The sequence below is a fragment of the Microbacterium lacus genome, from assembly GCF_039531105.1.
GTDB classification, from domain to species: Bacteria; Actinomycetota; Actinomycetes; order Actinomycetales; family Microbacteriaceae; genus Microbacterium; species Microbacterium lacus.
The window spans coordinates 1,446,100-1,468,321 of sequence record NZ_BAAAPK010000001.1 but is presented as its reverse complement, the minus strand read 5'-3'; the positions used below and the strand labels follow the sequence as shown (position 1 = coordinate 1,468,321).

The window sequence follows — 22,222 nt, the reverse complement described above, 5'->3', positions numbered from 1 at the left end:
AAGCATGTCGGGGGACCACTACTTCAGCGCGTCGCCGGCGAGTGCAGAGAACCTCCGCCGCATCCGTGCGACCCTCGCGGGTGCCGAGGTGGAGCTCACCACCGCGGGCGGGGTGTTCAGCCCCGATCACGTGGACTCCGGCACCGCCGTCCTTCTGGCCAACACCCCTCCGCCCCCGCCCGGCGGCCACCTGCTCGACCTGGGCAGCGGATGGGGTCCGATCGCGCTGTCGCTGGCGATGCAAGCGCCGCACGCCACGGTGTGGGCGGTCGATGTCAACGACCGGGCGCTCGACCTCGTCAGACGGAACGCCCACGACCTCGGTCTCGTCAATGTCAACGCTGTGCGCCCCGACGATGTTCCCGAGGACGTCACGTTCCGGACGATCCGCTCCAATCCCCCGATCCGGGTGGGCAAGAACGAACTGCACGGCCTTCTCGAGCGGTGGATCCCGCGCCTGGACGAGCGCTCCGACGCGTGGCTCGTCGTGCAGCGCAACCTCGGATCCGATTCGCTGCAGCGCTGGCTGGCAGCGTCCTTCACGCCGGGCTTCAGCGTGCACAGAACGGCGACGGCGCGCGGATTCCGCGTGATCAAGGTACGCCGACACGGCTCTCCGCCGACGAGCGAGATCGACGTGATCTGATCGGCGGTCAGGCCAGCGCGACCTCGCCGGAGTAGACGAGGGTCGCAGGCCCGGACAGCAGCACGTGCAGCTCGCCCGCCACCGGGACCATCCGCACGCCCAGCACACCGCCCGGCACTTCGACCGACCAGCGGTCGGGGGCGGCGACGCCGGCCCAGTCGCGGACGGCCAGCGCAGACGCGGCCACGCCCGTGCCGCAGCTCAGCGTCTCCCCCACACCGCGCTCGAAGACCCGCATCCGGATCGAGCCCACGCCTTCGCGCACCAGGGGATCGCTCGGCACCACGAATTCGATGTTCGCGCCTTGCGCCGGCTCGGGGTGCAGCTGGGGACGGACGGTCAAGTCCAGTGCGTCGAGCTCGCCGTCGTGCGGCAGCGCGACGACGACATGCGGGTTGCCCACATCGATCCCGAGGCCGGGCCGCGGCACGTCGAGTCCTTTCGCGCGCACGAGCACCTCCGCGTCCTCGACGCGCCAGGCGCCCAGGTCCACCTCGAACCCCAGCTCGCTCCGGGTGACGGACTTGATGCCCGCGCGCGTCCCGATCCGCACCGGGGAGTGATCGATCGGGGCGAGCCCGGCATCGGCGAGGTAGCGGGCGAACACGCGGATGCCGTTCCCGCACATCTCGGCCGCAGACCCGTCCGCGTTGCGGTAGTCCATGAACCATTCGGCGCCCGCCGCGACCGCTGCTTCCGCGTGGTCGCGCGTGCCCCCAGAGGACGTCTCGGCCAGCGCAGCCGAGCGGACGACCCGCAGGATGCCGTCCGCGCCGATGCCGAACCGGCGATCGCAGAGCACGGCGACCTGGTCATCGCTCAGGTCGAGCGTGCTGTCCGCGTCGGGGATCACGACGAAATCGTTCCCGGTGCCGTGACCCTTGGTGAACGAGACGGTCTGCGGCATACGGCCAGTGTAGGGCGAGCGCGGTGCCGGCTCAGTCCGCGATGAGCCGCTTGCCGGTGGTCGTGGTCGAGAACCGCTCGTAGCCGAGGGTGTCGTAGAAGCCGAGCGCCTCGTCGTTGCCCGGGCGCACCATGAGCTGCACCTTGGGGCAGCCCATCTCCAGCAGAGCCTCCTCCGCCGCCTCCACGAGCGCGCGCCCGATGCCTTGCCCGCGGCGCTGCGGGTCGGACGCGAGGTAGTACAGCCACCCGCGATGACCGTCGTATCCGGCCATGACCGAGCCGATGATGTCGTGGCCGTCGACGGCCACCAAGAACAGCTCCGGCTGAACGGTCATCTTCCGCTGGATGTCCAGGTGGGGGTTGTTCCACGAGCGGGTGAGCCCGGTCGCCTGCCACAGTGCGATGACGGATTCGGTGTCTCGGAGGGTGAACGCTCGGATCGTTGTCATGACCCCAGTATGCGGGCCGCTTCCGTCCGCGCCAGGGGGGCGGCAGGTGCGGGGAGCCAGGTGACGTCCTCGTACCGGCGGAACCAGGAGACCTGCCGCCGGGCGTACCGCCGTGTCAAGGCCTGCGTCTGCGCGATCGCCTCGGTCTGCGTCAACGCGCCGCTCAGCTGTCCGAGTGCCTGGGCGTAGCCGATCGCCCGCCGGGCGGTGACCCCCTCTTCCAGACCGTCCGCGCGCAGCGCACGCACCTCATCGAGGAGTCCCGCCCGCCACATGCCCTCGACGCGCTCGTCGAGTCGGACGACGAGCTCGTCGCGGGGGACGGCGAGCCCGATGATCTCGGGAGACCGCCAGCGCTCGGGCGCGTCGGGCAGCGCCGCGCCGTGCGTGCGCTCCCCCTGCGCGAGGATCTCGAGGGCGCGAACGACTCGTCGGCCGTTGCGGGGGTCGACCCGCGCCGCGGTGTCGGGGTCGAGCAGACGCAGACGTTCGAACAGCACTCCCGGTCCGACGCGGTCGAGCTCCGCCTCGAGGTCGGAGCGCAGCGATTCATCGCGAGGCGGGAAACGGAAGTCGAACAGCACGCTCGAGACGTACAGTCCTGATCCGCCCACGAGGATCGCGTGCGAGCCGCGGTCCAGAATCCCCTCGACGGCGGCGCGCGCCGCTTCCTGGTACCACGCGACCGCCGCTTCCTGCGTCACGGCGAGCACATCGAGGAGGTGATGCGGGATGCCGCGCCGTTCGTGCGGTGCGAGTTTGGCCGTGCCGATGTCCATGCCTCGGTACAGCTGCATCGCGTCCGCGTTCACGATCTCGGCAGAGTGGCCACGCTCCGCGAGCGCGGCGGCGAGGTCGAGCGCGAAGTCGGACTTGCCGGTGCCGGTGGCGCCGACCACCGCGATGAGTCGCGCGGTCTGATCGGCCGGCGCCGGCGGGTCGATCACAGACCGCTCGCCTCGATGATCAGACGCCGACGCGCAGCGACGGCAGACCGAGCGGTACGGCGCCCGAGCGGGCACTCTGCGCGGGTGCCGGCACGGCGCAGGACTCGGCCTGCGTGCGGTCCCACGCGTCGCCCGCACGCGTGCGCCGGATCTGCAGCGGGGACCCGTCCGAATCCGCCAGCAGGTGGAAGGGCGCGGCATGGGTGACGGTCACCGAGACGACGTCGCCTGGGCGCGGCACCGCACTTCCTGCGGGCACCTCGAAATGGACGAGGCGGTTGTCTTCGGCGCGGCCGGTCAGTCGATGCGTCTCGGCATCCTTCTTGCCCTCGCCCATCGACACCAGCAGCTGGACCTGCCGCCCGACCTGGGCCTGGTTCTCCTCCAGGCTGATGCGCTCCTGCAGGGCGATCAGCCGCTCGTATCGCTCCTGAACGACCGCCTTCGGCACCTGATCGGGCATGGTCGCAGCCGGGGTGCCCTCACGGATCGAGTACTGGAACGTGAAGGCGCTGGAGAAGCGCGCGCGCTCGACGACCCTCATCGTGTCCTCGAAGTCCTCGTCGGTCTCGCCCGGGAAGCCGACGATGATGTCGGTCGTGATCGCGGCGTGCGGGATGCGATCGCGGACCCGGTCGAGGATCCCGAGGAACCGCTCGCTGCGGTAGGAACGACGCATGGCCTTGAGCACCCGGTCGCTGCCGGACTGCAGCGGCATGTGCAGCTGCGGCATGACCGCGGGCGTCTCCGCCATCGCGTCGATCACGTCGTCGGTGAAGGCGGCGGGATGGGGGCTCGTGAACCGGATCCGCTCGAGTCCCGGAATCTCTCCCGTCGCGCGCAGGAGCTTGCCGAACGCGTGGCGATCGCCGAACTCGACGCCGTACGAATTGACGTTCTGGCCGAGCAGGGTCACCTCGATCGCGCCGTCCTCTACGAGGAGGCGCACTTCGTTGAGGATGTCGCCCGGACGCCGATCCTTCTCCTTGCCCCGCAGGCTCGGGACGATGCAGAACGTGCAGGTGTTGTTGCAGCCGACCGAGATCGACACCCAGCCGCTGTACACGCTGTCGCGCTTGGTCGGCAGCGTGGAGGGGAACGTTTCGAGCGCCTCGAGGATCTCGAGCTCTGCCTCTCCGTTGTGGCGGGAGCGCTCGAGCAGACTCGGCAGCGAGCCCATGTTGTGCGTGCCGAACACGACATCGACCCACGGGGCCTTCTCGAGCACGGCCTGCTTGTCCATCTGCGCCATGCACCCGCCGACCGCGATCTGCATGCCGTCCTTGCGCCGCTTCACGGACGCGAGATGTCCGAGCGTGCCGTAGAGCTTCCCGGCGGCGTTGTCGCGGACGGCGCAGGTATTGATGATCACCACGTCGGCTTCGTCGCCCGGCTCTGCCGCGACGTATCCGGCGCTCTCGAGCGAGCCGGACAGCCGCTCGGAGTCGTGCACGTTCATCTGGCAGCCGAACGTGCGCACTTCGTAGGTGCGCGCGGACCCGTCGCGGGTGAGCGCGGCGGGTGAAGGCGCGATCGTCGTCGGCGCCGAAGACGGAATGGTCATGATGCCTGCCATTCTACGTGCGGGTCCGCGGGGAGTCCGCTCGGGGCCGGACCGTCAGCGGATGCGCCCGCGGATGCGCACGGCGGACAGGACGGTGCAGATCAGGGTGATCGCGACGAGGATGCCGATCACGAACCACGCCGGCACCGCCCAGTCTCCGACGCTGAGATCCATGCCGTAGAAGGCACGGAGCGTGTCCTCGGCACCGGGCGCGTCCGCGGTGATCGTCTGAAGCGTGTCTCCGGCGAAATCGCGCCGGAGGAGCATCCCGGCCTGCGCGAACGGCAGGGCGGCGACGACCGCGGCGACTTCGTCGGGGAAGGCGCCGATCGGGATGTAGGCCGCGGCGATGAATCCGAGGACGGTCCCCACAATCGTGGCGAGGCCGGAGAACGCACCGCTGGTCCGGACGAAGGAGACGATGAGCGCGGACAGGGATGTGAACGCGATGCAGCAGAGCACCACGACGCCGCTGATCCGCGCGATCTCGGGAACGCCGAGCCACACGCCGCGGAGGACACCGAGATACACGACACTGACCGCCAGCACGATGAGGGACAGGATCACAGCCACGATCACGGCCGCCAGCAGGTACCCCAGCACGAGCTGTCCACGCCGGATGGGGGCGACCAGGAAGTCGCGGAATCGGCCCGACTGATCGTCTTCGACGAGCACGGACAGCGCGCCGAGGCCGGTCGTGACAGTCGTGATGAGCACGATCCCCGCGAACATCCAGCTGTCCACGAACGCCTGCACCTCGGCGCTCGTCGCTCCGGGGAGGGAATCCGTCAGATCGGTCGTCTGGAGATTGCCGAGGAAGAGCGTGTACAGCCCGAAGAGGATCACCGCGCCCAGCAACGAGAAGAACACGTTCAGGCGGTCACGGAAGAAGATGCGGAGATTCCGCCGGATCACGGCGAGGACGACGTTCACGCGGCCCCCACCTCGGCGGCGGTGCGACCGGTGAGAGCGAGGAACACATCGTCCATGCGTCCGTGGCGGAACTCGAAGTCCTGCACGTGGTCGCCGTGGGCGGAGAGGATGCGTCGCGCGATGTTCGCGTCGGGCACGCCGATCACGACGGCCCCCGCGTCCAGCGCGGGATCGGCACCGGCCGCGTGAGCGAGCGCGAGGAGTCCGTCCTGATCATCGGTCGTGACCGTCAGGACGCTCCGGCTGTGGCGGGCGCGGAGGGCGGACGGAGTGTCGTCGGCGACGATGCGGCCGTCGTCGATCACGCAGACCCGTGCCGCCTCCTCGGTCTCTTCCAGGTAGTGGGTCGTGAGGAACACCGTGAGGTCGCCGTGGGTGCTCAAGGCGTGCAGGGTGCTCCACACCAGCGCGCGGCTCGAGGGATCCAGACCCGCGGTCGGTTCGTCAAGGAAGAGCACGGCGGGCTCGTGCAGGAGCGCGCGGGCGATGTCCACCCGTCGTCGCTGCCCACCGGAGAGCCTGCCGTACCGCCCGTCCAGGATCTCCTCGAGACCGATGAGCTCGGACAGCTGCGCGATCCGCGCCTCGAGAGGACCACGGGGAACGCGACTCAGTCGTCCTCGGAGCCGCAGATTCTCGCGCACGCTCAGCAACGGATCCAGGAGCGACTCCTGGAAGACCACCCCGATCGAGTCACGGACCTTCTCGCCGTCCCGGCGCACGTCGTGGCCGCAGACCCGCACGTCGCCCGCGTCGAAGGGCAGCAGGGTCGTCAGGCAGCCGATCGTCGTGGACTTTCCCGCACCGTTCGTCCCGACGAAGGCGAACACACCGCCGTCGTCGACCGAGAACGAGATGTCGTCGACGGCGACCTTGTCGCGATAGCGCTTGGTCAGGCCACGGACCTCGATCGCCATCCTGTCTCCCCTCGGTCGCCCCGGACTGAGACTAACGCGCGGCGATGCCCCTAGCGGAACCGTACGCCGCCGGTTCCACCCCTGCTCTCGGTGAGCGCCGTGCGCGCCGCGGTCGACGCGACGGAGCCGCCGTATCCTCGACGGGAAAGCTGACCGATGAGTCGGCGCAGCGCGGTGTCCATGTCGTAGCTGCGCAGACCGTGCGCCTTGGAGCGCGCGTATTCGAGTGCGCGCTCGGCGTCGTCGTCGGGCAGATCCGCGAGGGCCGCGTCCGCGATGTCGCGAGGAATCCCGCGGGCCGCGAGAGCCTGTGCGATGGCTCGACGCCCCTGACCCTTGCGGGTCGTGCCGGCATGGAGCAGCTGCTCCGCCAGGACCGCGTCATCGATCCAGCCCCGCCCGACGAAGCGCTCGATGGTGGCTTCGATGATCGACGTATCGACATCGCGCTGCGCGAGGAAGGCGCGCGCCTCACGCTCCGAGAGAGCGCTGCGCCGCAGTCGCTTGGTCAGGGCGTCCTCCGCCTCGATCGTCGCGGACTCGCCGCTCTCCGCTTCGCTTCCACCGGAGAGGCGGGGTGGCTCGGGTGCTCCTGTGCCGGTGTCACGCGCGAACGGCGCCGCGGACGACTCCAGCGGCACCGCCCACCGCACCGGTTCGTCAGTCGGGTACGCCGGCTCGTTCGACACCGCGGGACGATCGGCACCCGGGAGGTAGGTGATGGGGGCGAGGTGCTCGCCCCCATCACCGCCGGAAGAGGTCATCACGCGGGGCGACGCTTGGCCAGCTCATCGGCCTTGGCGACGGGCGCCTCCACCGCCTTGGGCTGACCGATTCCGAGCTTCACTTTGATCCGCGATTCGATGTCCGCGGCGATGTCCGGGTTCTTCAGAAGGAAGTTGCGGGCATTCTCCTTGCCCTGCCCGAGCTGCTCGCCCTCGTACGTGTACCAGGCGCCGGACTTCTTGACGATCTCGTGCTCGACGCCGAAGTCGATCAGGCTGCCCTCGCGCGAAATGCCGGTGCCGTACAGGATGTCGAACTCGGCCTGCTTGAACGGCGGCGCCATCTTGTTCTTCACGACCTTGACGCGGGTCCGGTTTCCCACCGCATCGGTGCCGTCCTTGAGCGTCTCGATGCGTCGGATGTCCAGTCGCACGGACGCGTAGAACTTCAGCGCCTTTCCACCGGCGGTCGTCTCAGGGCTTCCGAAGAACACGCCGATCTTCTCGCGGAGCTGGTTGATGAAGATCATCGTCGTGTTCGTCGTGTTCAGACCACCGGTGAGCTTGCGCAGCGCCTGCGACATGAGGCGGGCCTGCAGACCGACGTGGGAGTCGCCCATCTCGCCTTCGATCTCGGCCTTGGGGACGAGCGCGGCGACCGAGTCGATCACGATCAGGTCGATCGAGCCGGAGCGGATCAGCATGTCGGCGATCTCGAGCGCCTGCTCACCCGTATCGGGCTGCGAGACCAGGAGCTCATCGATGTCGACGCCGAGCTTCTGCGCGTATTCCGGGTCGAGCGCGTGCTCGGCGTCGATGAACGCGGCGATGCCGCCCTGCTTCTGCACGTTCGCGATCGCGTGCAGGGTCAGCGTCGTCTTACCCGACGACTCGGGGCCGTAGATCTCGACGATGCGACCGCGCGGCAGCCCGCCGACACCCAGCGCGACATCGAGCGCGATGGAGCCCGTGGGGATCACCTCGACCGGAGCGCGCTCGTCACTGCCGAGACGCATGACCGAGCCCTTTCCGAACTGGCGGTCGATCTGTGCAAGAGCGGACTCGAGGGCCTTCTCGCGGTTTTCGGGTGAGGGCATGGCGTGCTCCTTATGCTCGCGTTCCGTCGCCTGTAGGCTGTCGCGCTCCTCGCCGAGGCTCGGCGGGGATGCTGCGACAAGGCAAGTGGTGTCGTTCGACGCTGCTCACACTACGAAGGGGCTCCGACATCGGTCGGCGCTGACGTTCGAATTGTGGACAGCGGCCGTACGGCATCCGCTGTGCAGAAGCCTACGGAGACATAGAACGGATCTTCGACGACACGCCGTCGAAGATCCGTGCGCACTCGGACGCGAATCCGTGTCAGGAAGAGCGCAGCTCGCGCCGTCCGACACCATGGCGGCGCTCGAGTGGAACATCGGCCTCCACGCACAGCGCCAGCCAGACCTCGCGGGGCGGGATGCCGGCCTCCAGCGCTTCCGCCGCCGTCCGCTCACCGAACCGGGGAAGCACGAGATCCGATATCAGCGCCGCCCCGCTTCCGCCGAACTCATCGGCGACGGCGCGGTCGAATTCACTGCGACGCATGAAGAGCGCGCGTGATCAGCGCAGCGAGAGCTCGGCGTCGACCGACGCGACGAGGTCGTCGGGCACGACGTCGGGGAAGGTCTGGATTCCCTCGAGCACGGAGATGCGGTCTCCGACCTCGCGCATGATCGTGGAGATCGGCACGTCGAGCGCTTCGGCAACCGAGGCGAGGATCTCGCTCGATGCCTCCTTCTGGCCCCGCTCCACCTCGCTGAGGTAGCCGAGTGCCACGCTCGCGCGGCTCGCGACCTGGCGGAGGGTCCGACCCTTCTGCTGGCGGAAGTCACGAAGGACTTCGCCGATTTCTTGGCGTACCAGGATCATGATGGGCCCCCTCCTCACTGCTGATTCCGCGCTATCCGGGTGGATAACAGTACAACACCCGATGTGGCCAATCTAATCCTGCGCGCTGGGCAAAGGGTGGGAATCGCCGAATGTAACCGACACGAAACACCGGATGTTCCCGACCGCGCGGATCCGGTCAGGACAGCAGCTCCAGAGCGACGCGCACCGCTGCCTCTGTCGCCTCGGCGCGGATCCGCTCGCGCGACCCGGACAGCGCAAGCTCCACCACGCGCGACGCGGACGGAGTCTCCACGGCCACGAACACGGTACCGACGGCGTGCCCGTCCTGCTCGGTCGGTCCCGCGACCCCCGTCGTGGCGATGCCCACATCCGTCGGCTGATCGCCGATCCGGGTCGCGAACCGGACTCCCGCCGCCATCTGCGCGGCGACCAGGGGGTCCACCGCGCCCTGCCGCGTCAGCAGAGCGGCATCCACGCCCAGGAGCGTGCTCTTCAACGGTGTGGCGTAAGCCACGATCCCGCCCCGGACCACCGCCGACGCCCCGGGGATGTCCACGAGCGAGGACACCACCATCCCGCCGGTCAGCGACTCGGCGACGGCGACGGTCCACCCGCGATCGACGAGCCGCGCGATCAGGTGACCCGCGGTGGGCTGATCCGCGGCATCCGTCATCGGGCGGCGCGTCCGCGACGCGCGCCGCGGATCTCGGTGAGCACGTAATCGATCCCGCTCGCGATCGTGAGCGCGACGGCGATCGCCATCGCGATGCCGTTGACCCAGAAGATCCACTCCCCCACGAGGGTCCACAGCGGGAGCAGTGCGAGCGACAGTGCGACGGCCTGTGCGACCGTCTTCAGCTTGCCCATCCAGGCGGCTGCGACGACGTGATCGCTCGCGACGACGAGGCGGTGGACCGTGATGCCGATCTCACGGACGAGGACCACGATCGTGATCCACCAGGGCAGCTCGCCGAGGATCGACAGACCGATGAACGCGAAGCCCGTGAGCACCTTGTCGGCGATCGGATCCAGGAGCTTGCCGAGATCGGTGACGATCTCATAGCGCCGGGCGATCCAGCCGTCGATGCCGTCGGTCGCGATCGCGACGATGAAGATCACCGCCGCCCACCAGCGCAGCGGGCCGTCTGCACCGCCGTCTGCCAGCAGCATCCAGAGGAAGACCGGCGCCATGAGGATGCGCACGATCGTGATCGTGTTGGGCAATTGACGGGGAACGGCCATGTCAGTCACGCCCCGTCAATCCCCAGGCGTCCTCGTCACCGTCGGACTCGACCACCGGGTACCCCTCGAACTGCGCCTCGACCGGATCCGACGGGCCCGACGCCGGCGGGTCGTCGCCGCGCAGACGTGCGAGCACGTCCGGCAGCTGCTCGACCGTCACGAGCACGTCACGGGCTTTGGACCCCTCGGAGGGTCCCACGATCTCGCGCGACTCGAGCAGGTCCATGAGCCGCCCGGCCTTGGCGAAGCCGACGCGCAGCTTGCGCTGCAGCATCGAGGTCGAGCCGAACTGGGTCGAGACGATGAGCTCGGTCGCCGCAAGCAGCAGTTCGAGGTCGTCGCCGATGTCGGCGTCGATCTCCTTCTTCTCCGCTGCGACCGCGACCTCGCGGTACTCGGGTCGCGCCTGCGCCGTGACGTGCTTGACGACTTTCTCGATCTCGTCCTCGCTGACCCACGCCCCCTGGACGCGCAGCGCCTTGGAGGCGCCCATCGGCAGGAACAGCGCGTCGCCCTGACCGATCAGCCGATCCGCGCCGGGCTGGTCGAGGATCACTCGGGAATCGGTCACGCTCGTCACGGCGAACGCGAGCCTGGAGGGGACGTTGGCCTTGATGAGTCCGGTGACGACGTCGACCGACGGTCGCTGCGTCGCCAGCACGAGGTGGATGCCGGACGCGCGCGCGAGCTGCGTGATGCGCACGATCGAATCCTCGACATCGCGCGGGGCGACCATCATGAGGTCTGCGAGCTCATCGACGACGACGAGGAGATACGGATAGGGCTTGAGCACGCGATCGCTGCCGGGAGGCACCTGCACCTCGCCCGCGACGACGGCTTTGTTGAAGTCGTCGATGTGGCGGAAGCCGAACGACGCGAGGTCGTCGTAGCGCATGTCCATCTCCTTCACGACCCACTGCAGCGCTTCGGCCGCCTTCTTCGGGTTCGTGATGATGGGCGTGATGAGGTGCGGGACGCCGGCGTAGGAGGTCAGCTCGACGCGCTTGGGGTCGATGAGCACCATGCGCACGTCGGAGGGCTTCGCCTGCATGAGCAGGCTCGTGATCATGGAGTTCACGAAGCTCGACTTGCCCGAGCCGGTGGAGCCGGCAACGAGGAGGTGCGGCATCTTGGCCAGGTTCGCCACGACATAGCCGCCGCCGACATCCTTGCCGACGCCGATCGTCATCGGATGCGTGGCCTGCTGCGCGGCTGCGGAACGGAGGACATCGCCGAGCGTGACGATCTCGCGGTCGGTGTTGGGGATCTCGACGCCGATCGCGCTCTTGCCGGGGATCGGCGCGAGGATGCGCACCTCGTTCGAAGCCACCGCGTACGCGATGTTGTTCTGCAGCGCCGTGATGCGCTCGACCTTCACGCCGTGGCCGACCTCGATCTCGTACTGCGTAACCGTCGGTCCTCGCGAGAATCCGGTCACCCGCGCGTCGACCTGGAACTGCTGCAAGACGCTCGTGATCGCCGCGACGACCGCGTCGTTGGCCGCGGAGCGCGCCTTCGGGGGCGTCCCGGCGGCGAGCGCGTTGACCGACGGCAGCCGATAGGGCGAGGACGGCGCCTGACGGGGGCCGGCCCCGCCGAGCCCGGAGAGCCCCGGCAGGGTGCCGTCGTCTTCCGTCGTGCCGTCACCGAGGATGCCGGTCTCGGACTTCTGCGCCGCCCTCGCACCGCCCTCGAGCACGACGGGGTCGATGACCTCGGTGAGCGCCTCCGCCGGCGGAGGCGGCGGGATCGTGATGGCGGCCTGATCGAATCCGCCCTGGACGGCACCGGGAGTGAGCAGCTCGGTCAGATCCTGCGACCCGAGTCCGCCGTCGACGTCCTTCTCGCGACCGGTCTTGTTGCGGCGCCACCACGGCAGAGAGGCTTCGGCGTCGGCATCCGCTTCGTCGTCCAACGGGTGATCGGACCGCTCCGCGCGTTCGGGACGCTCGGCGTCGAACATCCAGGCGTACAGGTCGCCGAGCCGCCGCCCGATGCGGTTGGGGGGCGTCTTGGTGAGGATCAGGATGCTGAGCGCGGTGATCACGGCGAGAACGATGCACGCGCCGACGTCGGTCAGCAGGAGCGCGAGCGGCTCCCCCAGCATCCACCCGAACACGCCGCCCGCCTCGCTGAGCGCCGGCAGGCCCTCGCGCGGCTGCGGCCGGCCGCCGCCGATATGGCAGAAACCCGCGATCGAGAGCACGAACAGCGTGAAGCCGATGCCGATGCGGCCGTTGTCGTGCACGGATGCCGGGTGCCGGAAGAGCCATCCCGCGAGGAGGAGCAGGAGGACGGGAAGCACGAACGCGACGCGACCGACCAGGGCGCCGGCGGTGAACGCACTGATGTTCGCGGCGACGTCGTTGCCGATGAAGAACCACTCGTTGACCGCGCCGGCGATCGCGAGCAGGACGATGAGGAAGGGCAGGCCGTCGCGGCGCTGGTCCTTCTCGAGCGTCTCCGGGCCGAACGCGCGGAACAGTCCGCCCGTGGCGTGCGCGAGGCCCATCCACGCCCGCACGATCACCGGGGGCTTCTCCGCCTCGCCGACGTAGCGCTTGGGGGCGGGCGCGGGCTTGCGGGCGCCCGAGGACCCGCGCGAAGACGCGCTCGCGGGCGCACGACCGTTCTTGGTCGGGCTTGTGCTCCTGGCCATCCCCCCACGGTACGGCGACGCACCGACAATTCAGGGCAGCGACGCGGCCCCCGGGGTCAGCGTAGACGCTTGACCATCGTGTCGCGTCCGATCCCGCTCTGCGTGACGGCGAACCCCTCGCTGCGGTACAGCGAGACGGCGAAATTGCCGCGTTCCACGCTGAGACTCAACCGCGCGCAGCCGTCCGCGCGCGCCTGCTGGGCGAGCGCCTGCAGGAGGGTGCGGCCCACACCGTGCGCCCGCCAGATGGGGCGGACACCGATGATGAGCTCGGGCACACCCGTGCCGACGTATCCGAAGCCCGGATCGCTGCGCGGCAGCAGCCGGTACCACGCCGCCCCGATCGGCTCCCCGGAGGCGTCCACGGCGACGAAGCCGGCGTCGCTCGGACGCTTCCAGCCCGAGACGTACCGGCTGTGCTCCGGCGCGCTCAGCACCTCGTGGCGCGGGCGTGCGGCGCCGGGCCGCCAGTTCGCCGCCTCGACGACCATGTCGGCGAGGAACGCACCGTCGGCCTGTACGGCCGGTCGCACGCGGAAGCTCGCCATCGCCCGATGCTACCGACCGTGTGTTACGCCTCGATGACGAGGGGCACGATCATCGGCCGGCGGCGCAGCTGCTGGTTGACCCAGCGCCCGATCACCCGGCGTACGACCTGAGACAGCGCGTGCGTGTCGCGCACCCCCGACTGGGCGGCCTCCGCGAGCGCCGCGGCGATCTTCGGCTTGACGCTGTCGAAGACCGTGTCGTCCTCGGCGAACCCTCGGGCGTGGATCTCAGGGCCCGTGATGATGCGTCCGGTGGCGGCATCCACCACGACGATCACCGAGATGAAGCCCTCCTCCCCCAGGATCCGCCGGTCCTTCAGGTCGGCCTCGGTGATCTCGCCCACGGTCGAGCCGTCGACGTACACGAAACCGAGGTCGAGCTGCCCGACGACGTCGGCGCGACCGTCCTTCAGGTCGATCACCGTCCCGTTCTCGCCGAGGATCGTGCGGTCCGCGGGGACGCCCGTGTCCTGCGCGAGGCGGGAATTGGCCATCAGGTGACGGTATTCGCCGTGGATCGGCAGGACGTTGCGCGGCTTGAGGATGTTGTAGCAGTACAGGAGTTCGCCGGCGGCGGCGTGGCCGGAGACGTGGACCTTCGCGTTGCCCTTGTGGACGACGTTCGCCCCGAGCTTGGTCAGGCCGTCGATGACGCGGTACACGGCGTTCTCGTTGCCGGGGATGAGGCTCGAGGCGAGGATCACGGTGTCCCCCGGGCCCGGGTCGATCTCGTGGTCGTTGTTGGCCATCCGGCTGAGGACCGCCATCGGTTCGCCCTGACTGCCGGTGGACATGTAGACGATCTTGTCGTCCGGCAGGTCACGCGCCTTCTTGTAGTCGATCAGCACGCCGTCGGGCACGTTGAGGTAGCCGAGCTCCTCCGCGATGCCCATGTTGCGCACCATGCTGCGACCGAGGAGGGCGACGCGACGGCCGTGGGCGGCGGCGGCGTCGAGCACCTGCTGGACGCGGTGGACGTGGCTGGAGAAGCTTGCGACGATGACCCGCCGCGGGGCCTTGCCGATCACCTGGTCCAGGACCGGGCCGATGCTGCGCTCGAGCGGGGTGAAGCCGGGCACGTCCGCGTTCGTGGAGTCGACCAGGAACAGGTCGACACCCTCTTCGCCCAGACGCGCGAACGCCCTGAGGTCGGTGAGCCGGTCGTCGAGCGGGAGCTGATCCATCTTGAAGTCACCGGTGGCCAGCACGAGGCCGGCGGGTGTGCGGATCGCGACGGCGAGCGCATCGGGGATCGAGTGGTTCACCGCGATGAACTCGAGGTCGAACGGGCCGATCGACTCGTGCTGACCCTCGGTGACGGTGAGGGTGTACGGCCGGATCCGGTGCTCCTTGAGCTTCGCCTCGATCAGGGCGAGCGTGAGTCCTGAGCCGATCAGCGGGATGTCCTGCTTGAGCTTGAGGAGGTACGGCACCGCACCGATGTGGTCTTCGTGACCGTGCGTGAGCACGACCCCGACCACATCGTCGAGGCGATTCTTGATCGGCTCGAAATCGGGCAGGATCAGGTCGACGCCGGGCTGGTGCTCCTCCGGGAACAGCACCCCGCAGTCCACGATCAGGAGCTTGCCGGCGTACTCGAACACCGTCATGTTGCGGCCGACCTCGCCGAGACCGCCGAGCGGGGTCACGCGCAGGGTCCCCGCCTCCAGGGCGGGCGGGTCGTACACGGTACTGGGCATCAGGGGCCTTCCTCGGGATGCCGCGGCATCCGCTTTCGCGCGCGCGAGCGCTCAGCGCTTCGCGCGTCGCATCATCTGGTCGTTCCGGAGACCTTCGGCAGCGCGCCGCCGGCGGCGGCGTTGCGGTCCGGGCGGAAGTTGGAGAAATCCGCGCCCGGGACATCGCGCACGAGCGCGAGCTCGTCTTCGATCTTCGCGGCTTCCCACTCCTCCGGGCCCACGAGGGGCAGCCGCACGCGCGGGCTGCCGATCCGGCCGAGGCCGTGCAGGATGTACTTCGCCGAGACGGTGCCGGGGACGTGGGTCATGACGGCACGCACGAGCGGTTCGAGCTGCTTGTGAGCGGCCGTCGCCGCCGCCAGGTCGCCGCGGTTGACGGCATCCACGATCGCCCGATAGGGCTGGGCGGCGATGTTCGCCGTCACGCCGATGAGGCCCGTCGCGCCGATCGACAGGTGCGGGAGGACGTTTGCGTCGTCGCCCGAGAAGTACATGAGGTCGGTCTGGTTGAGGACCCGGCTGACTTCGCTGAAATCGCCTTTCGCGTCCTTGATCGCGAGCACGTTCGGGTGCTTCGCGATGCGGAGGATCGTCTCGTACCGGATCGGGACCCCCGTGCGACCGGGGATGTCGTACAGGATCACGGGCAGATCGGTCGCATCCGCGACGAGCCGGAAGTGCGTCAGGACGCCGGCCTGGGTGGGCTTGTTGTAGTACGGCGTGACGATCATGATGCCGTCGGCGCCGACCTTCTCACTCGCCTTGTACAGCTCGATCGCGTGAGCGGTCTCGTTCGAGCCGCCGCCGGTGATGATCTTCGCCCTGCCCGCGGCCACGTCCTTGCCCAATTCGACGAGGCGGATCTTCTCGGCATCCGTCAGCGTGCTCGTCTCACCCGTGGTTCCCGTCACGACGATGCCGTCGGCGCCCGCGGTGATGACGTCGTCCATGTGCTTCTCGACGGCGGGCCAGTCGACCTCGCCGTCGGCCGTCATCGGGGTGACGAGCGCGACGAGCACCTGACCGAACGGATTGGCGGTGTGCGTCATGGTCTCAGGGTATCGGCTCGCGCGTACCCGCACCGGCGCGCGCTGTCGCCTCCCGGCGCGTTCGCGCCCTCACGGCACGTGGTGCCGCACGGGCCGCGCGTCGGCGCACATGCCGCGAGCGCCCCCACGACCGGCGCGGTGCCCCGGCTCAGCGCCCGCGCTCGCCCACCGAGGCCAGGAGGCCAGCCGGCAGCACACGGGTCAGCGCGACGATCGCCTTGTACCGCAGCGACGGCACCGACACCGCCTTGCCGCGGGCGATGTCGCGCAGTGACTGCGCGACCACGTCGTCGGCGTCGAGCCACATCCAGTCCGCCAGCCCCTCCTGCCCCGGCGGCAGCCCCATCCGCTCGTGGAAGTTCGTATGCGTGAAGCCCGGGCACACCGCGGTCGTGGTCACTCCGCGGGCCGCGTACCGCGTGTTCGCCCAGCGGCTGAAGCTGATGAGCCAGCCTTTGCACGCCCCGTACGTCGAACGCGGGATGAAACCGGCGACCGACGCGATGTTCACGATCCGCCCGCCGCCGCGCGCGAGCATCGGGCCGAGGGCGGCGTGCGTGAGCCGCATGGGCACCTCGACGTGCAGCCGCAAGTGGTGCACCTCGTCCTCGATGTCGTTGCGCGCGAAGCTCAGCGGAAGGCCGAACCCGGCGTTGTTCACGAGCATGTCGATCGGACGGGCGGCATCGCCCAGTCGTCGCTCGACCTTCTGGCGCTGGCGGTGATCCAGCAGATCTGCGGGAAGCACCTCGACCTCCACCCGGTGTCGCGAGACGAGCCGGTCGGCGAGCGCCGTGAGCGCGGATCGATCGCGGGCGACGAGGACGAGGTCCGTGCCGCGCGCGGCGAGCTGACGGGCGTACTCGGCGCCCAGGCCGGAGCTCGCGCCCGTGATCAGTGCGGTTCGTGCCATGCGCTCGAGCCTAGGCCGGTGCGCGCCGCTCGTAGCGGATGAACCGGTAGCCGATCCCGCTCGTGGACGTCTCGGCGGCGGCCGATTCGACGACGGCGAACCGCTCGGGGTCGATCTGCGGCGCGATGACGTCGCCGGGCTGCGGTGCGAAGCCGTCCGGATGCCGCAGCTCGGTCTTCTCGATCCGGTCGGCACTTCCGATCGCGAGGTCGAAGACCGCTCCCCCGCCGATCACCCAGATCCACTCCGGCGACGAGTCCGCGGCCAGCTCGAGCGCGTCGTCGAGGGATGCCGCGCGCTCGGCACCGGGCGCCGACCAGGCATCCTGACGGGTGACCACGATGTTGCGGCGCCCCGGGAGCGGCCGCCACCGCGGGTCGAGCGAGTCCCATGTGCCGCGGCCCATCACGACCGGCGACCCGGAGGTCAACGCCTTGAAGTGGGCGAGGTCCTCGGGAACGTGCCACGGCATCCCGCCGTCCCGACCGATGACCGAGCCCTCTGCCTCCGCCCAGATGAGCCCGATGCGGGTCGTCATACCGCGACGGCTCCGCGGATCGCCGGGTGATGCCGGTAGTCCTCGACGACGAAGTCCTCGTACCGGTAATCGAAGATCGACTCGGGCGTCCGGGTGATCGAAAGCGTCGGGGCCGGGTAGGGCTCGCGGCTCAGCTGCAGGCGGACCTGCTCGAGGTGGTTGTCGTAGATGTGGCAGTCGCCGCCTGTCCAGACGAAGTCGCCGACCTCGAGGCCCGTCTGCTGCGCGATCATGTGCGTGAGGAGCGCGTAGGAGGCGATGTTGAACGGGACGCCGAGGAACATGTCCGCGCTGCGCTGGTACAGCTGGCACGAGAGCCTGCCGTCCGCGACGTAGAACTGGAAGAGCGCATGGCAGGGGGCGAGCGCCATGTCGGGGATGTCGGCCGGATTCCAGGCCGAGACGATGAGCCGACGCGAATCGGGATTGCGCCGGATCTCCTCGATCACCCCGGCGATCTGGTCGATCGGCTCTCCGGAGGGGGTCGGCCACGAGCGCCACTGCACGCCGTAGACGGGACCGAGTTCGCCCGCGGCGTCCGCCCACTCGTCCCAGATCGTGACACCGTTCTCCTGCAGCCACCCCACATTGGACTCGCCACGCAGGAACCACAGCAGTTCGTACACGATCGACTTGAGGTGCACCCGCTTCGTCGTGATCAGCGGGAAGCCCTGGGACAGGTCGAAGCGGATCTGGCGTCCGAAGACGCTCCGGGTCCCGGTGCCGGTCCGATCCGTCTTCACGGTGCCGTGCTCCAGCACGTCGCGCAGCAGGTCTTCGTAGGGGGTGGGGATCGTCTCGGACATCGTCTCGATGCTAGCCCCGCCCCCGACCCGCCGCTCGGCGACGCTCGTCGTGTCCCCGCGCTTTGTTACGACGGGTCCGTCACAGTGGCGGCATCCGGCACCCATTCAGGCGCAAGCAGTTACCCTGGGATGCTGTGACTCTCGTCGACGCACTCATCGGTCTCGCCCTCCTGCTGGCGGCCACAGTCGCGTTCGGCGTCTTCCTCCGCTGGCGCCAGAGCCGGCCGCGCCGGCACATCCCGCACGAGGTCGTCGAGCCCGCCCGCCTCGGTGCGGACCGGCTGGGCGAAGCGGCCACTCTCCTGCAGTTCAGCACCGAGATGTGCTCGCGGTGCCCGGGCGTGCATCGCACCCTCGCGGCCGTCGCGGACGGGCGCGACGGCGTCGTGCACCTCGACATCGACCTCACCCACCGGCCGGACATCGCGAAGCACTTCCACGTCCTGCAGACGCCGACGACGCTGGTCCTGGACGGTGCCGGCGTCGTGCGCACCCGTTTCGGCGGCGTGCCCAACCGCGACGTGCTCGAGCTCGAGCTCAACCGCCTGACCGGAGAGGACGCCCATGTCTGATCGAACGGATGCCGCCCGCCGGGCGCGTGGAATCGACCCGCGGGGCCCGCGCTTCGCCGCCGGCATCACCGCACTCCTGCTGCTCGTGGACGTGTTCCTCGGCCTCACGACGCCGATCGGCGCCACGGTGGCCGCCCGCGCCGCCGAACCGGCTTTCGTGCTGCTCGTGATCATCTGGGCGCTGTTCCTGTGGGGGGTCCTGTCTCCGCGGACCGCACCCTGGGGCGCGCTCTACCGCGCGGTCATCCAGCCGCGGCTGTCGCCGCCGACCGAGCTCGAGGACCCGCGGCCGCCGCGGTTCGCGCAGGGTGTCGGCCTGTTCGTCGTCTCGATCGGCCTCGTCCTCCACCTCGCCGGCGTCGCGTGGGCGCTGCCCATCGCCGCCGCGGCGGCGTTCGTGGCGGCGTTCCTCAACGCCGCCTTCGGGCTGTGCCTCGGATGTCAGCTGTACCTGGTCCTGCAGCGCGCCGGACTCATCGGACGCGCGCGCGATCTTCCCGCCTGATCCGGTCGCGCACCCCCTGCGCCGCGGTTAGGCTCGACCGCGAGGCGCCGCGTGCGCATGTCGATCAGGAGGACCGGATGAGCGTCACGAGCGAAGCAACCACCGTCTGGAAGGGCGGTCTGGCCGACGGATCGGGCGAGGTCGCCTTCCGATCCTCCGGAATCGGGCCGTTCGAAGTGAACTGGAAGGCCCGCAGCGAAGGCTCGACGTCGGTGACGACCCCCGAGGAGCTCATCGCGGCCGCTCACGCGTCGTGCTTCAGCATGGCGTTCTCGCACGCCCTGGCCGAGAACGGCACCCCGCCGGAGTCCATCGACACGACGGCATCGGTCACTTTCGCCCCGGGAACCGGCATCACCGGCAGCCACCTGAATGTCAACGCCGTCGTCCCCGGCCTGTCGCGCGACGACTTCGACCGCATCGCCGCGGACGCGAAGGCCAACTGCCCGGTCTCGAAGGCGCTCGCCGGCATCGAGATCACGCTCGAGGCCACGCTTGCCTGACCACCCCCGCCGCGTCGTCGTCGCCGGCGCCTCCGGCCTGATCGGCTCGGCGCTCGTGGACAGCCTCCGCGCGGACGGGATCACCGTCACCACCCTCGTGCGACGTCCGGCCACGTCCCCGGATGAGATCACGTGGCTGACCGACGGCGACGCGCTGGACCCGGACGTGCTGGCGGGAGCGGATGCCGTCGTCGGGCTGAACGGTGCGTCGATCGGGCGCTTCCCGTGGACGCGCTCGTACAAGGACACCCTGCTGTGGTCGCGGATCACCCCCACGCGTGCGATCGCCCGGGCGGTCCGCGAGCTGGGCGCGGACGCTCCGGCGTTCGTCTCGGCGTCCGCCGTCGGGTACTACGGATCCGCGCCGGGGGCGATCCTGGACGAGAACTCCCCCCGCGGCAGCACGTTCCTCGCGGAGCTGTGCGGCGAGTGGGAGAGCGCGGCCCGCGGTGCGGGCGACAGGGCGCGGGTGGCGCTGCTGCGGACCGCCCCCCTCGTGCACGCGCGAGGCGTGTTGAAGCCGCTCATCCTGCTGACGCGCTTCGGCCTCAGCGGCCCGATCGCCGGCGGGCGGCAGAAGTGGCCGTGGATCTCCCTCGAGGACGAAGTGCGCGGCATCCGTCACGTGATCGACGCCGGACTCACCGGTCCCGTGAACCTCACCGGACCGACGACCGCGACGGCGAACGACCTCGGTTTCGCCCTCGCGCGACGGATGAACCGTCCGTTCGTCGTCCCCGCACCGGGCTTCGCCCTGAAGCTCGTGCTCGGCGCGGACGCGACGGAGGGGCTTCTGACCACTGACGCCGCCGTGCTGCCGAACGTCCTCACCGAATCCGGCTTCCGGTTCGCTCACGCGACCGTCGAGGAGGCGGTGGATGCCGCGGTGCCGCCCGCGGGAAGCTAGCCCTTCCGCTCCCCCGCTTCGAGCCTGATCGCGCGGCGCACGGCCTCCCGCGCCCGCCGGCGGTCCCGAGCGGCGTCGTACGCGAGCGCGAGCCGGTACCACGCCCGCCAGTCCTCGGGACTCTGCTCGACGTCGGCGCGGTAGCGCGGGAAGGCGGCATCGGCGTCCTCGCGCACGATGCGGCCGCTGGGGGTGACCGTGACCTGCTCGTCCGGCATCCCCCCCTCGGACTCGAGGCGGCGGGCCAGCTGCTCGGCGCGGAACCCGAACCACAGTTCCCGCCCCAGCGCCCAGACGGCGATCGCCGGGAGCACCACGAGCGCCACGCCCATCGCGATCCCCACCGCGTCACCGCTCTGCAGCAGCAGCCACGCGCGCTGAGCGACGAGGGCGATGTAGAGCGCGAGCAGCACCGCCATGACGGCGACGCCGATGCGTGCGCTCATACGCCGGTCGCGCGGGCCACCTGACCCGGGACGCCGCCTTCACCGAAAGGGCGCTCTCGGCTGGGGCGCGGCACGCGGATGCCGATGTCGAGGAAGCTGTCCAGCCCGACGGTCACCCCTCGGGCGTCGCGGGCGGCGGCGAGGGCGATACGGATGCCGGGAGCGTAGGCGAGCGCCGGGTCGACGGTGTCGTGGGTCAGCGTCAGGGACTCCCCTGCGCCCGAGAGGACGACGTCCTGCCGAGCGATCACCCCGGGGCGACGGAGCGAGTGGATCGGAACGCTCGCGACCTGCTGCCCGCGCGCGCGCTGGTCCACGTGCGGGGATTCCACCGGCCCGACCTCCGCGCGCGAGGCGGCGATGAGCTCGGCCGTGCGCACAGCGGTGCCGCTCGGGGAATCGACCTTGGTCTCGCGATGCGCCTCGACGATCTCGATCGACGGGAAAAACGGTGCGGCCGCCGCGGCGAGGGCGGAGCCGAGGACGGAGCCGAGCGAGAAGTTCGGGATGAACACCGCTCCGGTCCCGGCCGCCTCGACCAGAGGGCGGACCAGGGCGATGCGTTCCGCCGACCAGCCGGAAGTGCCGACGAGGACATTGACACCCCGCTCGACCGCGGCGCGGACCACGTCGATCGAGACCGCGGGAGTGGACGCGTCGACGACGAGATCGGCGCCGGCGAGCTCGGCGAGGTCCGATCGGGAGGACAGCACCGCGACGACCTCGAAGTCCTCGTCCGCCTCGATCACGTCGCGGATGATGCCACCGAGCTTGCCGGTGCCGCCGACCAGGGCCACGCGCGTCGTCATCCCTCCATCGTAGGCGCGACGAAGCGGCCGGCCCGCGCGCGGGGC

Annotated in this window: 26 protein-coding genes; 5 read left to right on the top strand and 21 right to left on the bottom strand. The window is 69.9% G+C overall.

What is annotated here, in order from left to right:
* The first annotated feature begins 4 nt into the window (after window positions 1-4).
* Complete coding sequence (locus ABD197_RS06860; protein WP_344052922.1) at window positions 5-646, top strand: class I SAM-dependent methyltransferase; 642 nt, start codon at window positions 5-7, stop codon at window positions 644-646.
* 7 nt (window positions 647-653) lie between these two features.
* Here the strand turns inward: ABD197_RS06860 and dapF are convergent, their stop codons facing one another.
* The 19 genes from dapF to ABD197_RS06765 all read right to left on the bottom strand — a co-directional run bounded on the left by dapF (window position 654) and on the right by ABD197_RS06765 (window position 18,435).
* On the bottom strand, window positions 654-1,553 hold the full coding sequence (dapF, locus tag ABD197_RS06855; RefSeq protein WP_344052920.1) for a diaminopimelate epimerase: 900 nt from the start codon (window positions 1,551-1,553) through the stop codon (window positions 654-656).
* Between the two features lie 31 nt (window positions 1,554-1,584).
* Window positions 1,585-2,004, bottom strand: a complete 420-nt coding sequence (locus ABD197_RS06850; protein ID WP_344052918.1) for a GNAT family acetyltransferase — start codon at window positions 2,002-2,004, stop codon at window positions 1,585-1,587.
* Entirely contained in the window at window positions 2,001-2,951 is a 951-nt protein-coding gene (miaA, locus tag ABD197_RS06845; protein ID WP_344052916.1) for a tRNA (adenosine(37)-N6)-dimethylallyltransferase MiaA, read from the bottom strand. The genes ABD197_RS06850 and miaA overlap by 4 nt, the downstream gene beginning before the upstream one ends.
* 19 nt (window positions 2,952-2,970) lie before the next feature.
* Complete coding sequence (miaB, locus tag ABD197_RS06840) at window positions 2,971-4,515, bottom strand: tRNA (N6-isopentenyl adenosine(37)-C2)-methylthiotransferase MiaB (protein WP_344052914.1); 1,545 nt, start codon at window positions 4,513-4,515, stop codon at window positions 2,971-2,973.
* Between the two features lie 54 nt (window positions 4,516-4,569).
* Window positions 4,570-5,448 (bottom strand): ABC transporter permease, encoded by an 879-nt coding sequence (locus ABD197_RS06835; RefSeq protein WP_344052911.1) that lies wholly within the window; start codon window positions 5,446-5,448, stop codon window positions 4,570-4,572.
* Entirely contained in the window at window positions 5,445-6,365 is a 921-nt protein-coding gene (locus ABD197_RS06830) for an ABC transporter ATP-binding protein (RefSeq protein WP_344052909.1), read from the bottom strand. The genes ABD197_RS06835 and ABD197_RS06830 overlap by 4 nt, the downstream gene beginning before the upstream one ends.
* 50 nt (window positions 6,366-6,415) lie before the next feature.
* Complete coding sequence (locus tag ABD197_RS06825; RefSeq protein ID WP_344055811.1) at window positions 6,416-7,129, bottom strand: regulatory protein RecX; 714 nt, start codon at window positions 7,127-7,129, stop codon at window positions 6,416-6,418.
* Entirely contained in the window at window positions 7,129-8,187 is a 1,059-nt protein-coding gene (recA, locus tag ABD197_RS06820; protein ID WP_344052907.1) for a recombinase RecA, read from the bottom strand. The genes ABD197_RS06825 and recA overlap by 1 nt, the downstream gene beginning before the upstream one ends.
* Before the next feature lie 262 nt (window positions 8,188-8,449).
* Entirely contained in the window at window positions 8,450-8,674 is a 225-nt protein-coding gene (locus tag ABD197_RS06815; RefSeq protein WP_344052905.1) for a DUF3046 domain-containing protein, read from the bottom strand.
* A gap of 15 nt (window positions 8,675-8,689) precedes the next feature.
* Window positions 8,690-8,998: a helix-turn-helix domain-containing protein gene (locus tag ABD197_RS06810; protein WP_308869790.1), complete on the bottom strand. Its 309-nt coding sequence runs from the start codon at window positions 8,996-8,998 to the stop codon at window positions 8,690-8,692.
* Between the two features lie 157 nt (window positions 8,999-9,155).
* Window positions 9,156-9,653, bottom strand: coding sequence for a CinA family protein (locus ABD197_RS06805; protein ID WP_344052901.1), 498 nt, complete (start codon window positions 9,651-9,653; stop codon window positions 9,156-9,158).
* The gene (gene pgsA / locus ABD197_RS06800; RefSeq protein WP_344055810.1) at window positions 9,650-10,222 is read right to left on the bottom strand and encodes a CDP-diacylglycerol--glycerol-3-phosphate 3-phosphatidyltransferase; all 573 of its coding nucleotides are present in this window, start codon (window positions 10,220-10,222) and stop codon (window positions 9,650-9,652) included. Before pgsA ends, ABD197_RS06805 begins: the two co-directional genes overlap by 4 nt.
* A gap of 1 nt (window position 10,223) precedes the next feature.
* Window positions 10,224-12,881, bottom strand: a complete 2,658-nt coding sequence (locus tag ABD197_RS06795; protein ID WP_344052899.1) for an FtsK/SpoIIIE family DNA translocase — start codon at window positions 12,879-12,881, stop codon at window positions 10,224-10,226.
* Between the two features lie 56 nt (window positions 12,882-12,937).
* A complete protein-coding gene (locus ABD197_RS06790) occupies window positions 12,938-13,429 on the bottom strand; it encodes a GNAT family N-acetyltransferase (protein ID WP_344052897.1) in 492 nt (163 codons plus the stop codon).
* A gap of 23 nt (window positions 13,430-13,452) precedes the next feature.
* Window positions 13,453-15,129 carry a ribonuclease J gene (locus ABD197_RS06785; protein WP_344052895.1) on the bottom strand — a complete coding sequence of 559 codons (1,677 nt, stop codon included), beginning with the start codon at window positions 15,127-15,129 and terminating at the stop codon, window positions 13,453-13,455.
* A gap of 71 nt (window positions 15,130-15,200) precedes the next feature.
* Entirely contained in the window at window positions 15,201-16,178 is a 978-nt protein-coding gene (dapA, locus tag ABD197_RS06780; protein ID WP_344052893.1) for a 4-hydroxy-tetrahydrodipicolinate synthase, read from the bottom strand.
* Between the two features lie 148 nt (window positions 16,179-16,326).
* The gene (locus tag ABD197_RS06775) at window positions 16,327-17,091 is read right to left on the bottom strand and encodes an SDR family NAD(P)-dependent oxidoreductase (protein ID WP_344052891.1); all 765 of its coding nucleotides are present in this window, start codon (window positions 17,089-17,091) and stop codon (window positions 16,327-16,329) included.
* 10 nt (window positions 17,092-17,101) lie between these two features.
* Complete coding sequence (locus ABD197_RS06770) at window positions 17,102-17,629, bottom strand: dihydrofolate reductase (protein ID WP_344052889.1); 528 nt, start codon at window positions 17,627-17,629, stop codon at window positions 17,102-17,104.
* Window positions 17,626-18,435 (bottom strand): thymidylate synthase, encoded by an 810-nt coding sequence (locus tag ABD197_RS06765; RefSeq protein ID WP_344052887.1) that lies wholly within the window; start codon window positions 18,433-18,435, stop codon window positions 17,626-17,628. Before ABD197_RS06765 ends, ABD197_RS06770 begins: the two co-directional genes overlap by 4 nt.
* A gap of 134 nt (window positions 18,436-18,569) precedes the next feature.
* On the opposite strand from ABD197_RS06765, the gene ABD197_RS06760 reads away from it, so the two are divergent.
* The 4 genes from ABD197_RS06760 to ABD197_RS06745 all read left to right on the top strand — a co-directional run bounded on the left by ABD197_RS06760 (window position 18,570) and on the right by ABD197_RS06745 (window position 20,922).
* Complete coding sequence (locus tag ABD197_RS06760) at window positions 18,570-19,007, top strand: TlpA family protein disulfide reductase (protein ID WP_344052885.1); 438 nt, start codon at window positions 18,570-18,572, stop codon at window positions 19,005-19,007.
* Window positions 19,000-19,512, top strand: a complete 513-nt coding sequence (locus ABD197_RS06755) for a DUF4395 domain-containing protein (protein WP_344052883.1) — start codon at window positions 19,000-19,002, stop codon at window positions 19,510-19,512. Before ABD197_RS06760 ends, ABD197_RS06755 begins: the two co-directional genes overlap by 8 nt.
* A gap of 77 nt (window positions 19,513-19,589) precedes the next feature.
* The gene (locus tag ABD197_RS06750; RefSeq protein ID WP_344052881.1) at window positions 19,590-20,015 is read left to right on the top strand and encodes an OsmC family protein; all 426 of its coding nucleotides are present in this window, start codon (window positions 19,590-19,592) and stop codon (window positions 20,013-20,015) included.
* Window positions 20,008-20,922, top strand: a complete 915-nt coding sequence (locus ABD197_RS06745; RefSeq protein ID WP_344052879.1) for a TIGR01777 family oxidoreductase — start codon at window positions 20,008-20,010, stop codon at window positions 20,920-20,922. Before ABD197_RS06750 ends, ABD197_RS06745 begins: the two co-directional genes overlap by 8 nt.
* Here the strand turns inward: ABD197_RS06745 and ABD197_RS06740 are convergent.
* On the bottom strand, window positions 20,919-21,368 hold the full coding sequence (locus tag ABD197_RS06740) for a hypothetical protein (protein WP_344052877.1): 450 nt from the start codon (window positions 21,366-21,368) through the stop codon (window positions 20,919-20,921). The genes ABD197_RS06745 and ABD197_RS06740 overlap by 4 nt on opposite strands.
* Window positions 21,365-22,177 (bottom strand): 4-hydroxy-tetrahydrodipicolinate reductase, encoded by an 813-nt coding sequence (dapB, locus tag ABD197_RS06735; protein ID WP_344052875.1) that lies wholly within the window; start codon window positions 22,175-22,177, stop codon window positions 21,365-21,367. The genes ABD197_RS06740 and dapB overlap by 4 nt, the downstream gene beginning before the upstream one ends.
* Window positions 22,178-22,222 lie beyond the last annotated feature (45 nt).